Source organism: Rhizobacter sp. (assembly GCF_031412495.1).
Taxonomy (GTDB): domain Bacteria; phylum Pseudomonadota; class Gammaproteobacteria; order Burkholderiales; family Burkholderiaceae_C; genus Schlegelella_A.
Genome location: NZ_JANODC010000429.1, coordinates 1 through 13,729, shown reverse-complemented (window position 1 = coordinate 13,729; position 13,729 = coordinate 1). Strand labels below are relative to the sequence as shown.

The 13,729-nt window shown below is 70.2% G+C and carries 12 protein-coding genes; 11 read left to right on the top strand and 1 reads right to left on the bottom strand.

The window, feature by feature from the left end; genetic code table 11:
- The 7 genes from AC30N0_RS16075 to AC30N0_RS16045 all read left to right on the top strand — a co-directional run.
- Positions 1 to 1,010 (top strand): 2-aminoethylphosphonate--pyruvate transaminase (locus tag AC30N0_RS16075; protein ID WP_489518908.1); only part of this gene is annotated, 1,010 nt, incomplete at its 5' end.
- Between the two features lie 30 nt (positions 1,011 to 1,040).
- Positions 1,041 to 2,426, top strand: coding sequence for a glutamine synthetase family protein (locus AC30N0_RS16070; protein ID WP_489518907.1), 1,386 nt, complete (start codon positions 1,041 to 1,043; stop codon positions 2,424 to 2,426).
- 348 nt (positions 2,427 to 2,774) lie between these two features.
- Positions 2,775 to 4,274, top strand: a complete 1,500-nt coding sequence (locus tag AC30N0_RS16065) for an ABC transporter substrate-binding protein (protein ID WP_489518906.1) — start codon at positions 2,775 to 2,777, stop codon at positions 4,272 to 4,274.
- 36 nt (positions 4,275 to 4,310) lie between these two features.
- Entirely contained in the window at positions 4,311 to 5,450 is a 1,140-nt protein-coding gene (locus tag AC30N0_RS16060; RefSeq protein ID WP_489518905.1) for an iron-containing alcohol dehydrogenase, read from the top strand.
- A gap of 2 nt (positions 5,451 to 5,452) precedes the next feature.
- Positions 5,453 to 6,244: a gamma-glutamyl-gamma-aminobutyrate hydrolase family protein gene (locus tag AC30N0_RS16055; RefSeq protein WP_489518904.1), complete on the top strand. Its 792-nt coding sequence runs from the start codon at positions 5,453 to 5,455 to the stop codon at positions 6,242 to 6,244.
- The gene (locus AC30N0_RS16050) at positions 6,241 to 7,617 is read left to right on the top strand and encodes an aldehyde dehydrogenase family protein (protein WP_489518903.1); all 1,377 of its coding nucleotides are present in this window, start codon (positions 6,241 to 6,243) and stop codon (positions 7,615 to 7,617) included. Before AC30N0_RS16055 ends, AC30N0_RS16050 begins: the two co-directional genes overlap by 4 nt.
- Complete coding sequence (locus AC30N0_RS16045) at positions 7,614 to 8,312, top strand: HAD family hydrolase (protein WP_489518902.1); 699 nt, start codon at positions 7,614 to 7,616, stop codon at positions 8,310 to 8,312. Before AC30N0_RS16050 ends, AC30N0_RS16045 begins: the two co-directional genes overlap by 4 nt.
- Here the strand turns inward: AC30N0_RS16045 and AC30N0_RS16040 are convergent.
- Positions 8,296 to 9,558, bottom strand: a complete 1,263-nt coding sequence (locus AC30N0_RS16040) for a GGDEF domain-containing protein (protein WP_489518901.1) — start codon at positions 9,556 to 9,558, stop codon at positions 8,296 to 8,298. The genes AC30N0_RS16045 and AC30N0_RS16040 overlap by 17 nt on opposite strands.
- A 114-nt stretch (positions 9,559 to 9,672) precedes the next feature.
- Between AC30N0_RS16040 and AC30N0_RS16035 the strand changes: the two genes are divergently transcribed.
- The 4 genes from AC30N0_RS16035 to AC30N0_RS16020 all read left to right on the top strand — a co-directional run bounded on the left by AC30N0_RS16035 (position 9,673) and on the right by AC30N0_RS16020 (position 13,683).
- A complete protein-coding gene (locus AC30N0_RS16035) occupies positions 9,673 to 10,581 on the top strand; it encodes an EI24 domain-containing protein (RefSeq protein ID WP_489518900.1) in 909 nt (302 codons plus the stop codon).
- Positions 10,578 to 11,384, top strand: coding sequence for a competence/damage-inducible protein A (locus AC30N0_RS16030; protein WP_489518899.1), 807 nt, complete (start codon positions 10,578 to 10,580; stop codon positions 11,382 to 11,384). The genes AC30N0_RS16035 and AC30N0_RS16030 overlap by 4 nt, the downstream gene beginning before the upstream one ends.
- Before the next feature lie 183 nt (positions 11,385 to 11,567).
- The gene (glnA, locus tag AC30N0_RS16025; protein ID WP_489518898.1) at positions 11,568 to 12,983 is read left to right on the top strand and encodes a type I glutamate--ammonia ligase; all 1,416 of its coding nucleotides are present in this window, start codon (positions 11,568 to 11,570) and stop codon (positions 12,981 to 12,983) included.
- Between the two features lie 163 nt (positions 12,984 to 13,146).
- On the top strand, positions 13,147 to 13,683 hold the full coding sequence (locus AC30N0_RS16020; RefSeq protein WP_489518897.1) for a hypothetical protein: 537 nt from the start codon (positions 13,147 to 13,149) through the stop codon (positions 13,681 to 13,683).
- Positions 13,684 to 13,729: the final 46 nt, after the last annotated feature.

The following is a 13,729-nucleotide window of genomic DNA, read 5'->3' as shown; positions in this document are numbered from 1 at the left end:
CCGCGGAGCTGCGGCGCGAGCTCCTCGCCATCGTGATTGGCGTGGGTTCGCACGTCGTCGTGCCGCTGCTGGGCAGCGGCACCTTCGCGGTGGAGGCGGCGGTGGCGACGATCGTGCCCCGCGACGGCCACGTCCTGGTGCTCGACAACGGCGCCTACTGCAAGCGCATGGGCCGGCTGGCGACGCTGATGGGCCGGCGCACGACCATCCGCGGCCATGCCGAGGACGTTCCGGTGTCGCCTCGCGAGCTCGACGCGGCGCTTGCCGCCGACCCGTCCATCACGCACGTCGGCTTCATCCATTGCGAGACCGGCACCGGCGTGCAGAACCCGCTGCGCGAGGTGGCCGAGGTCTGCGCCCGGCGCGGCAAGGGCCTCGTTGTCGACGCGATGAGCTCGTTCGCCGCGCTGCCGATCGATGCCCGCGAGATCCGCTTCGACGCCCTGGTGGCGGCGAGCGGCAAGTGCCTGGAGGGCGTGCCCGGCATGGGCTTCGTCTTCATTCGCCAGGATCTGATCGGCGCCTGCGCCGGCCGCTCGCACTCGCTGGCGATGGACCTGCACGATCAGCATGTCTACATGGAGAGGACGGGCCAGTGGCGCTTCACGCCGCCGACGCATGTGATGGCGGCGCTGCTCGAGGCGGTGCGCCAGTTCGTGGAGGAGGGCGGCCAGCCGGCGCGCCTGGCCCGCTACCGCGCCAACTGCCAGGCGCTGCTCGACGGCATGGCCGGGCTCGGCTTCGTGCCCTTCCTGGACGCAGCGATCCAGGCGCCGGTCATCGTCACCTTTCACGCGCCGGCCGATCCGGCCTACGAGTTCCGCGCCTTCTACGAGGCCGTGCGAGCCCGTGGCTACATCCTCTACCCGGGCAAGCTCACCGAGGTCGAGACCTTCCGCGTCGGCTGCATCGGCGCGATCGGCCCGGACGAGATGCGCGGCGCCGTCGCCGCGGTCGCCGACGCGATGAAGGGCCTCGGCATCGCGCGCGGCACGCCGAACCTGCGCTGACCGGGGCGCCCTGCAGCGGACAATCACACCATGACGACCCCGACCCCCGAACATCCCGCGCTCACGGCCGTCCGCAAGAGCGGCAGCGCCAAGGTCAAGGTCGCGGTCAGCGACATCGACGGCGTGCTGCGCGGCAAGTACCTGCAGCTCGACAAGTTCCTGGGCGCCTGCGAGCCCTCGCCCGGCGGGGGCTTCGGCTTCTGCGACGTCGTCCTCGGCTGGGACATGACCGACCAGACCTACGACAACACCGTGCTCACCGGCTGGCAGCACGGCTTCCCCGACGCCCTGGCGCGCATCGACCTGAAGACACAGCGCAACGTGCCGTGGGACGGCAACGTGCCGTTCTTCCTGGGCGAGTTCGTCAGGCCCGACCACTCGCCGTCGCCGATCTGCCCGCGCCAGACGCTCAAGCGGGTGCTGAATCGGGCCGAGAAGATGGGCTTCTCGCCGATGTGCGGCATGGAGTTCGAGTGGTTCAACTTCGCCGAGACGCCGCAGTCCTGGGCGGCGAAGCAGGGCGTCGACCCGACGCCGATCACGCCGGGCATGTTCGGCTACTCGCTGCTGCGCATGAACCACCGGCGCGAGTACCTCAACGCGCTGATGGACGAGATGCGCGCCTTCAACGTGCCGATCGAAGGCCTGCACACCGAGACCGGCCCCGGCGTCTACGAGGTCGCCATCGCCTTCAGCGAAGCGCTCGAGCAGGCCGACCGCGCCATCCTCTTCAAGACCGGCGCCAAGGAGATCGGCGCCCGCTTCGGCGTGATGCCGAGCTTCATGGCCAAGTGGAACGCGAAGCTGCCGGGCTGCAGCGGCCACATCCACACCAGCCTGAAGGAAGGCCCCGACGGCAAGGCCAACCTCTTCTACGACGAGAAGTCGCCGCGGAAGATGAGTGCGCTGTTCGAGAGCTTCCTCGCCGGCCAGGTCGCCTGCCTGATGGAGTTCGCGCCGATGTTCTGGCCGACCATCAACAGCTACAAGCGGCTGGTCGACGGCTTCTGGGCGCCGGTCAAGCCGACCTGGGGCATGGACAACCGGACGGCGAGCTTTCGCGTCATCGCCGGCAGCCCGAAGTCGACCCGCCTCGAGACGCGATGCCCCGGCTCCGACGTCAACCCCTACGTGGCGATGGCGGCGGTGCTCGCCGCCGGCCTCGACGGCGTCGAGAAAGGCCTCAAGCTCACCGCCCCGCCGATCACCGGCACCAACCTCGGCGGCGAGGATGTCCCGCGCGCGCCGCGCACGCTGATCGAGACGACGCGCATCTTCGAGCGCTCCGAGGTCGCCCGCGACTGGCTCGGCGGCGACTTCGTCGAGCACTTCGCCGCGACGCGCGACTGGGAGTGGCGGCAGTGGCTCGACGGCGTCACGGACTGGGAAATGAAGCGCTATTTCGAGATCATCTGAATGTGGTTTGGCTTTTCGCGGGATCGGAAGGGCGGGGTACTCTGCTCCGTTCATGTCCCCCGTCGACGGACTGCGTCCGTCGCCTCCTCCCTTACTTCACTGCGCAGAGCACCCCACCCTCCCGATCCTGCACCGGTACTCCTCGCCGAGGACGGCGGACTGGCCGCGAGCGTGGGGTGGCCGACGGAGCGAAGTAAAGGGGGAGGAACGCGGCGCCGCCGCGTTCCGGAGGACATGAGCGGAGTCGGCCGCCCCGCGCTCGCGGCCCGCGCCAGCCGAACGGGCCTTCTTGTCTGGCTCATGGCTCTCGTCCTGAGTGCACTCAGCACTCCGGTCCCTGCGGTCACCGTGAAGATCGCCACCGCGTTCGATCCGCAGACGATGGACCCGCATGCGCTGGCGCTGCTCTATCACTCGCGCATCGCCTTCCAGGTCTACGACTCGCTGCTCAACCGCGACGAGCAGTTCCGGCCCGAGCCGGGGCTCGCGCTCTCGTGGCAGGCGATCGACGCGAAGACCTGGCGCTTCACGCTGCGCCAGGGGGTCGTCTTTCACGACGGGTCGCCGTTCACCGTGGACGACGCGGTGTTCTCGATCAGGCGGGCGATGACGCCGCCGTCGCAGCGCTCGTTCCAGCTGAAGGGCGTGCTCGGCGCCAGGAAGGTCGACGAGCAGACGCTGGAGGTGTCGCTCGAGTCGCCGGATGCGGTGCTGCCGGACAAGTTCATCAACCTGCCGATGATGAGCCGGGCCTGGGCGGAGAAGAACAAGGTCGAGCTGGCGCAGGACTTCAACGGCAAGCAGGAAACCTTCGCCGTGCGCAACGCCAACGGCACCGGCCCGTACCTGCTCGATCGCTACGAGCCCGACATCCGCACCGTGCTGCGCCGCAATCCGCGCTGGTGGGGCTGGAACGACAAGCGCTCGGGCAACGTCGACGAGGTCGTGTGGCTGACGATCCGTTCCGATGCGACCCGGCTCGCGGCGCTGATCTCCGGCGAGGCCGACATGGTGCTCGACCCGCCGATCCCCGACGTAGAACGGCTCAAGTCGGAGCCCTCGCTGACGCTGGCGCAGACGCCCGACCTCGGCGAGCAGTACCTGGCCTTCGACCAGGCCCGCGACGAGCTCGCCGACAGCGACGTCAAGGGTCGCAACCCGTTCAAGGACATCCGCGTCCGCCGCGCCGTCTACCACGCGATCAACGTAGACCTGATCGCGAAGAAGGTGCTGCGCGGCCTCGCCACGCCGACCGGCGCGTACCTGTCGCCGCGCGTGGACGGCTCGCCCGCCGAGCTCGACCGGCGCCTCCCTTTCGACCCGGCCCGATCGCGCGCGCTGCTCGCCGAGGCGGGTTACCCGAACGGCTTCTCGGTGGTGCTCGACTGCGTCAACGTCGCCTGGCGCGAGGCGGTGTGCCAGGCGATGACGGCGATGCTGACGCAGGTCGGCGTCCGGACGACGCTGCGTTCGTCGCCGACGAACCAGTTCTTCCCGAAGCTCAGCCAGGGCACGGGCAGCCTGGTCGAGTTCGGCTGGACCCCGACGCTCGACGCCTGGCCGTCGCTGAACGCCCTGGTCCGCACCTGGGACAAGGCCGGGCTCGGCACCTTCAACGCCGGCCGCTACAGCAACCCGAAGCTCGACGTCCTCATCGACGCGATGCGGGTGGAGGCCGACCCGACAAGGCGCCGCGCCATGGTCGCCACCGTGCTGCGCCTGGTCGCGGAGGAGATGCCGCTGGTGCCGCTGTACCGACGCACCCTGACCTGGGCGATGAAGGAGAAGGTGCGCGTCGTGCAGTGGCCGAGCGACGTGCCCGAGCTGCGCTGGCTGCGCGTGCAGTAAGGCCCGAACGCAATCGAAGATCAAAACCCTCCCACCATGACCATCACCCGCTTCGCCTTTCCGACCACCATCCACTTCGGCCCGGGCGCCCGCAAGCTGGTCGGCCCGCACTTGCGCGAGACCGGCTTGGAGCGGCCGCTCGTCGTCACCGACAGGGGGCTTGCCGCCTTGCCCCTGCTGGCCGAGCTGAAGGCGGACCTCGCGGCTGCAGGCCTCGAGCCGTCGGTCTTCGGCGGCGTTTTCGGCAACCCGACCGGCTCGCAGGTGATGGCCGGCGCGGCGGCGTACCGGGCGCACGGCGCCGACTGCGTCGTCGGCATCGGCGGCGGCGCCGCGCTCGACGTCGCGAAGGTGGTCGGCGTGCTGGCGACGCATCCGGGCGACGTGATGGAGTACGTCTGGGACCACCCGCAGGTGCGGCCGATCGGCGACAGCGCGCCGTACTTCGTCGCCCTGCCGACGACCTCGGGCACCGGCAGCGAGGTCGGTCGCAGCTCGGTCATCAGCGAGGAGGACACCCACGTCAAGCGCGTCATCTTCTCGGCCAGGATCCTGGCCCGCGTCGTCTTCGCCGACCCCCTGCTGACCGTCGGCCTGCCGGCGGCGGTGACGGCCGCCACCGGCATGGACGCCCTGACGCACAACGTCGAGAGCTATCTCTCGCCGGCCTACCACCCGCTCTGCGACGGCATCGCCCTCGAAGGCACACGAATCGCCTCGCGGGCGCTCGTCGCGGCGGTGCGCGAGCCGGGCAACATCTCGGCACGCGCCGACATGATGATGAGCTCGATGATGGGCGCGATCGCGTTCCAGAAAGACCTCGGCGCAGTGCACTCGTGCGCGCACGCGCTCGGCACCGTCTGCGACCTGCACCACGGCCTGGCCAACGCCCTGATGATCGACACCGTGCTCGCCTGGAACGTGCCGGCCGCCGGGCGCAAGTTCGAGGAGCTGGCCCACGCCGTCGGCGTCGGCGGCGGCGCGGCCGGCTTCCTCGACTGGCTGCGGCAGCTGAAGCGGACGATCGGAATCGCCCCGTCCTTGTCGGCCGCGGGGGTCAAGCGCGAATCGATCCCACGACTGGTCCAGATCGCCACCGCCGACATCTGCCACCAGACGAATCCGCAGCCGGTCACCGCCGCCGACTTCGAACGGCTCTTCGAGGAGGCGATGTAGTCATGACGGCGACCGGAGCCCGCGAGCGCGTCAAGGTCGGCATCTCCGCCTGCTTCTTCCACGCCGACCCGAAGCGGCCGATCTTCACCGGCAAGACGCTGCAGTACGTCGAGCAGTCGATCGCGCACTGGGTGATGTCGACCGGTGCCATCGCCGTCATGATCCCGAGCCCGGCCGGCGACACGCAGAAGGGCGACGTCGGCCTCGACGACTACGCCGTCTGGCTCGACGCGCTGGTGCTCGAAGGCGGCTCGGACGTCTGGCCGGGAAGCTACGGCGAGGAGCCGCTCGACGAGCGCTGGCGCGGCGACCGTGTCCGCGACGAGTACGAGAAGGCACTCCTGCAGGCCTTCGTCGCGCGCGGAAAGCCGGTTCTCGGCGTCTGCCGCGGCCTGCAGCTGATGAACGTCGCCTTCGGCGGCACCCTGTTGCAGGACATCGACACGCAACGGCCCGGAGAGGTGCGGCACCGCGACGCCGGGCTCTACGACCGCAACCTGCACGAGGTCGAGTTCTTCCCGGGGACGCGCCTCGCCGAGGTCTTTGCCGGCAAGGGGTCGGCCACCGTCAACAGCGTCCACCACCAAGGCATCAAGGACCTGGCGCCCGGCTTCGTGGTCGAGGCGCGCTGCCCGCTCGACGGCATGATCGAGGCGATCCGCCAGCCCGGCCCCGGCTACCTGGCCGCCGTGCAATGGCACCCCGAATTCCACCGCCGCGGCGAGGGCACGCTCGACGACGGCCCGCTGCTCGACGACTTCCTCCAGGCGGCTCGCGCCGCCCGCGCTTCATGACCTCCACGCTCAAGCTCAGCAACCCCGCCGACGGTTCGCCGATCGACGCGATTCCCGCCGACGACGCGGCCAGCGTCGCCCGCAAGGCGGCGCAGGCACGCCAGGCCCAGCCCGCCTGGGCGGCGTGCCCGCTGGCCGAGCGCAAGGCAGCGATCGTGCGCTTCCGCGCTGCCGTCGCCGCCGAGCTCGAGACGCTCGCCGGGACGCTGACGCGCGAGGTCGGCAAGCCGCTCGCGCAGTCGCGCAACGAGCTGAACGGCTTCCTCGCCCGCATCGACTTCTTCCTCGGCCAGGTCGAGCCGGCGACGGCGCCCGAGACCGTCCTCGCCGACGCCGGCATGACCGAGCGCATCGACCACGATCCGCTCGGCGTCGTCGCCAACATATCGGCCTGGAACTATCCGTACTTCGTTGGCGGCAACGTCTTCGTGCCGGCGCTGCTCACCGGCAACGCCGTCCTCTACAAGCCGTCCGAGTTCGCGGCGCTGACCGGCCTGCACATCGCCCGCCTGCTGCACGGCGCGGGCGTTCCCGAGGCGGTGTTCGCGACCCTGATCGGCGCCGGCGACGTCGGCGCCGCACTGCTCGAGCAGCGCCTGGACGGCGTCTTCTTCACCGGCTCGGCGGCGACCGGCGCGAAGATCGCCGCGGCGATGGGCCCGCGCATGGTGCGCCTGCAGCTCGAGCTCGGCGGCAAGGACCCGACCTACGTCGCCGAGGACGCCGATCCGCAGGCGGCCGCCGAGTCGCTCGCCGACGGCGCCATGTACAACACCGGCCAGAGCTGCTGCTCGGTCGAGCGCATCTACGTCCACGAGCGCATCCACGACGCCTTCGTCGAGCGCTTCGTCGCGACGGTCGCGGCGTTCAAGGTCGGCGATCCGACCGAGCCCGACACCTACATCGGGCCGATCACTCGGCCGGCGCAGCTCGGGGTGCTCGAGGCGCAGGTGGCCGACGCGGTCGCCAAGGGCGCCAGGCTGCGCACCGGCGGCAAGCGGATCGAGCGCGCCGGGCACTGGTTCGAGCCGACCGTGCTTACCCACGTCGACCACTCGATGGCGGTCATGCGCGACGAAAGCTTCGGTCCGGTCATCGGCATCCAGAAGGTGAGCGGCGACGAGGAAGCCCTGGCCTTGATGAACGACACCCGCTACGGCCTGACCGCCGGCATGTACACGCGCGACGAGGCGCGGGCCGCGAAGCTGCTCGGCCGCGTCAACGCCGGCAGCGTCTACTGGAACTGCTGCGACCGGGTCAGCCCGCGCCTGCCGTGGTCGGGGCATGGCGATTCCGGCGTCGGCGTGACCTTGTCGACCTACGGCATCCAGGCCTTCACCCGGCCCCGCGCCTGGCACCTGCGCTCGCCGTGAGCGCTCCCCTCGCGCTGTTCGACCTCGACGGGACGCTGCTGTCGGGCGACACCGACCAGCTCTGGTGCGAGTTCCTGATCGAGGCCGGCGTGCTCGAGCGCGACCGTTTCGCCGACCTCAACGCCGATATCGCGGCGCGCTACGCGAGCGCGGCCATCACGGCGGCGGAGTTCTGCGCCTTCTACGCCTCGACGCTCGCCGGCCGGAGCGCCGAGGCCTGGTCGCCGCTGCGCGAGCGTTTCGTCGCTGCCTCGATCGAGCCGCGCCTGGGCGCCGAGGCGCGCGAGCTGGTCGCCAAGCACCGCCAGCGCGGCGACACCCTGATGCTGACGACGGCCACGAATCGCTTCCTCGCCGAGCCGGTCGCCGCCTCGCTCGGCATCGATCACCTCATCGCGACCGAGCTCGAGACGCAAGGAGAGGTCTTCACCGGCCGCAACACCGGCGTGCTCAACATGCGCGACGGCAAGGTGAGGCGGCTGCGGGCCTGGCTCGAGGAACGCGGCATGGACGCGGGCGTGCTCGCCGACGCGTTCTTCTACAGCGACTCGATCAATGACGCCGATCTGCTGCGTGCGGTCGGCCGGCCGGTGGCCGTGGACCCCGACGAGCGCCTGGCGGCGCTGGCCCGCAACGAGGGCTGGCCGATCGTGCGCATGGCGCGCTTCGATGCGCCGCTCAACGGGCGCCGCTGAAGACGACGTCGCCGGCCGGCAGGGCGTTCAGGCTCGCCGCCGCCGTCGCGGCGGGGGCTTGCGGGTCGGGCAGCTGGAACTCGGCCAGCGCTTCTGCCGTCTTCGCCGCGTTCAGCCGGGCCGCGTCGCGGGCCAGCTCGAGCGCGGCTTCGGCCCGGCGCAGGGCGTCGGCGACGGTTTCGCCGGCCAGCATCTGGGTCGTGCCGACATTGAGGGCCACCCGGGCGATGCGTGGCGCCACCTGGCGGTCGTTGATGCGCGCGTTCAGCCGCTGCACGACGTTGGCCGCGTCGAGCTCGCGGGTGCGCGGCAGGACCACCGCGAACTCGTCGCCGCCGAGCCGGCCAGCCACGTCGCGGCGGCGCAGCGTCTCGCGCAGCGCGGTGCCGATCTGGCGCAGCGCCTCGTCGCCGGTGGCATGGCCGAGCAGCTCGTTGATGCGCTTCAGGCGGTCGACGTCGAAGACCAGCACGGTCGCCGCTTCGGGCGCCGCCTTGACGGCAGCGTCGGCGAGCTCGTGGAAGTGGCGCCGGTTCGGCAGCCGCGTCAGCGCGTCGACGTCGACCAGATGGCGGAGCTTGCGCTGCGAGGCGCGCAGGTGGGCGATGTGGCGCTCATGGTTCATCACGAGGCAGAGCTGCGTCATGAGCAGCGCCATCGCTGCCAGGGCGAGGAGGGCGCCCGCGGCGGGAGCGCCGGGGCCGAGCTGCGGCTGGAGAAGCGTCGAAGACAGCGAGAACCACACCGCCTGCCCCGCCGCCGCGACGACGAGCGCGATCAGCAGCGTCTTCAGGGTCGAGGTGCGCGAGAAGTCCTCGAGGCGCGATACCGCGCCGGCGACGTAGAGGGTGAGGACGATCGCGCTCGCCGCGAACGCATGCTCGGGGCTCAGGAGCGGGTCGGGCGCGAGCGATGCGCCGACCGACCCGAGTGCGGCCAGGCCCAGCACGAGCCAGTCGGCCCAGGGCGGGACCAGGGCCGGCCCGCGCGCGAAGAAGTGGCGCACGCCGGCCAGGGTCACGATCGGCCATTGAAGGGCGCAGACCGCAGCCAGGGGTACGGCGAAGGCCAACGCGTCGCCCCAGGCGTGCAGCCCGAGCGACGCGACGAGAAGGGTGTTGCTGGCAATCCACCACCAGGCGCCGCGCCGGACCTTCTGGCGCAGGCTGATGCCCGCCGAAGCCGCGCCGGCGACGAGCAGGGTGAGCGCGAGGGCGAGGAGCAGGCTCGGCGAATGCAGGGACATGCCTAAATTCTAGGCAGCCGCCCCGCAGCGGTGGGGTGCGTCGGCGGGCCGTCGGAGCGCGTGCGAGAGGGAAAGCGTTACGAGTTGGCACGGGGCTGCGCGAGAATCCCGGCGGTGACCTCCCGGCGCGGCCCCCGCGACATCCTCGATGCCTTCTGGCGGGCAGCCGCCTACTGCCTTCATCCCAAGGTCATCCTCCTGTCGATCGCGCCGCTGGTCGTCGTCGGCGGCGCCGCGGGCGCGCTCGGCTACTGGTTTTGGGAGCCGGCCGTCGTCGCGGTCCGCGAATCGCTGGAGAGCTGGAGCCTGCTCGGCTCGCTCTTCGGCTGGCTCGACTCCGTCGGCCTCGCCGGCTTTCGCAGCGTCGTCGCACCGCTCGTCATCGTTGCCCTGGCGGTGCCTGTGTGCATCCTCGCCACCCTCTTCGTGGTCGCGGTGCTCATGACGCCCGCGCTCGCCCGCCTCGTCGCCGCGCGACGCTTCCCCGGCCTCGGCCGCCGCGGCGCGGCGAACTTCCTGCTTGGGATGGGCTGGTCGCTGGGCTGCACGATCGTGGCGCTCGTCGCTCTCGTGGTCAGCATCCCGCTCTGGTTCGTGCCGCCGCTGGTCCTGGTCCTGCCTCCGCTCATCTGGGGCTGGCTCACCTGCCGCGTCCTCGCCTTCGACGTCCTGGCCGAGTTCGCGCAGCGCGACGAGCGCATGCTGCTGCTGCGCGAGCGCCGCTGGGAACTGCTGGGCATGGGGGTCGTCGCCGGCGCCCTCGGCGCCGCGCCCTCGCTGCTGTGGGCGGTCAGCGCGCTGGCGCTGGTCCTCGCGCCGCTCCTCATCGTGGTGTCGATCTGGCTCTACACGCTCGTCTTCGCCTTCGCCTCGCTGTGGTTCGCGCACTTCCTGCTGGCGGCGCTCGAGCGGCTGCGCGCGGCGGAGGCGGCGGGGACGCCGGTCGCCGTCCAGCGCACGGTCCCGGCGCCGGCAGCGGCGCCCGCCCTTTCACACCGCACATCGAACGGACTCGTCACATGAACTTCGGCCTGATCATCGTCGGCGACGAGATCCTTTCCGGCAAGCGCGCCGACAAGCACCTGCCCAAGGTCATCGAGCTGCTCGAGGCGCGCGGCCTGGCGCTCGCCTGGGCCCGCTACGTCGGCGACGACCGCGCCCGCATCACCGCCGACCTCCGGGACGCCTTCGCCAGCGGCGATGTCGTGTTCTCGTGCGGCGGCATCGGTGCCACACCCGACGACCACACCCGCCAGTGCGCCGCGGCGGCGCTCGGCGTGCCCCTCGAGCTTCATCCCGAAGCGCGCGACCTCGTCCTCGAGCGCATGCGCGACATGGCGCGCGAGCAGGGACTCCCCTTCGAGCCGGATCGCGAGGACAACCGGCATCGCCTCAACATGGCGGTCTTCCCGGAAGGCGCCGAGATCATCCCGAATCCCTTCAACAAGATCGCCGGCTTCGCCGTCCGGCGCGGCGCCGGCGGCGTGTTCTTCGTCCCCGGGTTCCCGGTCATGGCCTGGCCGATGATCGAATGGGTCCTCGACACCCACTTCAGGACGTTGCAGTCGCCGCGGCAGACGCGCGAGCGCTCGGTGATCGTGTTCGGCACCATGGAAGCCACGCTGACGCCGCTCATGGAAAGCATCGAGGCCGGCTTCACGGGCGTGAAGGTGTTCAGCCTGCCGACCCTCGAGCATCCCCAGTGGGGCCGGCACATCGAGCTCGGCGTCAAGGGCGAGCCGAACCTGCTCGGGCGGGCCTTCGAGTGCCTGCTCGCCGGGCTGCGCGAACACGGTGCACAGCTCGGCCCGGAATTGGTGCGTTGAATTCGGGTGGATGAGTCAATACGGTGCATCATCGCGCACCGAAGCGGCTCTTCCGCCAGAAGTCACTGGCATGGTTTCTGCTAAATTTTGATGCGCATTTTTGGGGCTCGATCGTCGATTTGTACGCCGGTCCCCCGAGTCGCTTACCCCAAAACCCGAAAGCAATTGCCTGGAGAGCACCTGATGGCAGCCAAGACCGTGGCCGACGTGATGAACATGGTGAAGGAAAGCGAGGTCAAGTTCGTCGACTTCCGCTTCACCGACACGAGAGGCAAGGAACAGCATGTCACCGTTCCGATATCGGCCTTCAACGAGGAGAAGTTCACCGGCGGACACGCCTTCGACGGCTCGTCGATCGCCGGCTGGAAGGGGATCGAGGCCTCCGACATGCAGCTGATGCCGGACCCGGCCACCGCCAACCTCGACCCGTTCTTCGAGGAGCCGACCCTCATCCTCACCTGCGACGTCGTCGAGCCCGGCGACGGCAAGCCCTACGAGCGCGACCCGCGCTCGCTCGCCAAGCGCGCCGAGGCGTACATGAAGGCCTCGGGCCTGGGCGATGCCGCCTACTTCGGCCCCGAGCCGGAGTTCTTCATCTTCGACAGCGTCCGCTGGCAGGTCGACATGTCGGGCTGCTTCTGCAAGATCGAATCGGAAGAGGCGTCGTGGAACTCGGCCAAGGAGTACGAGCACGGCAACTCCGGCTACCGGCCGACGGTCAAGGGCGGCTACTTCCCGACGCCGCCGATCGACTCGATGCAGGACATGCGCTCGGAGATGTGCCTGATCCTGGAGTCGCTGGGGATCCCGGTCGAGGTCCATCACCACGAAGTCGCCCAGGCGCAGATGGAGATCGGCACCAAGTTCTCGTCCCTGGTGCAGCGCGCCGACTGGCTGCAGCTGCAGAAATACGTGATCCAGAACGTCGCGCACAGCTACGGCAAGACGGCGACCTTCATGCCGAAGCCGATCGTCGGCGACAACGGCTCGGGCATGCACGTGCACCAATCGGTCTGGAAGGACGGCAAGAACCTGTTCGCCGGCGACGGCTACGCGGGCCTCTCGGAGTTCGCGCTCTTCTACATCGGCGGGATCATCAAGCACGCCCGCGCGCTAAACGCGATCACCAACCCCGGCACCAACAGCTACAAGCGGCTGGTCCCGGGCTTCGAGGCGCCGGTCAAGCTCGCCTACAGCGCCAAGAACCGCTCGGCCTCGATCCGCATCCCGTACGTCGCCAACCCGAAGGGCCGGCGCATCGAGGCGCGCTTCCCGGATCCCCTGGCCAACCCCTACCTGGCCTTCACGGCGCTTCTGATGGCCGGCCTCGACGGCGTCGAGAACAAGATCCACCCGGGCGAGGCCGCGAGCAAGGACCTCTACCACCTGCCGCCCGAGGAAGACGCGAAGATCCCGACCGTCTGCTCGAGCCTGGAGCAGGCCCTCGAATATCTCGACAAGGGCCGGGCCTTCCTGACCAAGGGCGGGGTCTTCACCGACGCCTACATCGACGCCTACATCGAGCTGAAGATGCAGGAAGTGACGCGGTTCCGCATGACGACGCACCCGGTCGAGTTCGACATGTACTACTCGCTGTAGGCGAGCCGTGCCGCTCGGGGGAGGCGGCCTTCGGGTCGTCCCCTTCGCTTTCGTGCATTCGTGGGGAAGAGCGGACATCGGGGTCTGCAGCGGCTGCGAGACAATCGGCGCGGGTGTCAGCCCGGTCGGCCGGCCGGGCGTTAGGAGCCCTGGAGACCACGCCATGAGTCAGCGCACCTTCCTCTGTTCAGCCATCGCCATGCTCGTGACGGGCGCGGGCGCCGGCGCCGCCCTTGCGCAGCCTGCGGCAGAAGGCGGCGGCGAGATGTACCGGTGCCCGGGCAACGACTACAAGAACACGATCTCGCCGAAGGACGCCGAGAAGATGGGCTGCCGCAAGATCGAGGGCGCCCCGATCACCATCATCCAGACGGTCAAGCCGAGAGCCGGAACCGCCGTGCCGTCCGTCGCGCCCGCCTCCAGTCCGGCCGGCGCACGCATCGACCCGGTGGCGCAACGGGCCCGGGACAGCGATGCGCGCCGCATTCTCGAAGGCGAACTGAAGACCGAGGAGCAGCGCCTGGCGGCGCTGCAGAAGGAATTCAACGACGGCCAGCCGGAGCGTCGCGGCGACGAGAAGAACTTCCAGAAGTACCTCGACCGCGTCGCCGAGATGCGCGCCAGCATCGAGCGCAAGCAGATCGATATCGCGGCCCTGCGCCGCGAGCTGCAGAAGCTGCCGCCACCCCGGACCCAGTGACCGGCGCGGCATCGGGCGAGCCGGCGCCGCCGGGCGGCGACGAGAC

What these genes read in the sequence shown, in the direction of transcription:
- AC30N0_RS16070 (WP_489518907.1), top strand. Translation starts at nt 1,041, where the DNA reads ATGACGACCCCGACCCCCGAACATCCCGCGCTCACGGCCGTCCGCAAG.
- AC30N0_RS16060 (WP_489518905.1), top strand. Translation starts at nt 4,311, where the DNA reads ATGACCATCACCCGCTTCGCCTTTCCGACCACCATCCACTTCGGCCCG.
- AC30N0_RS16055 (WP_489518904.1), top strand. Translation starts at nt 5,453, where the DNA reads ATGACGGCGACCGGAGCCCGCGAGCGCGTCAAGGTCGGCATCTCCGCC.
- AC30N0_RS16050 (WP_489518903.1), top strand. Translation starts at nt 6,241, where the DNA reads ATGACCTCCACGCTCAAGCTCAGCAACCCCGCCGACGGTTCGCCGATC.
- AC30N0_RS16040 (WP_489518901.1), bottom strand. Translation starts at nt 9,558, where the DNA reads ATGTCCCTGCATTCGCCGAGCCTGCTCCTCGCCCTCGCGCTCACCCTG.
- AC30N0_RS16030 (WP_489518899.1), top strand. Translation starts at nt 10,578, where the DNA reads ATGAACTTCGGCCTGATCATCGTCGGCGACGAGATCCTTTCCGGCAAG.
- glnA (WP_489518898.1), top strand. Translation starts at nt 11,568, where the DNA reads ATGGCAGCCAAGACCGTGGCCGACGTGATGAACATGGTGAAGGAAAGC.
- AC30N0_RS16020 (WP_489518897.1), top strand. Translation starts at nt 13,147, where the DNA reads ATGAGTCAGCGCACCTTCCTCTGTTCAGCCATCGCCATGCTCGTGACG.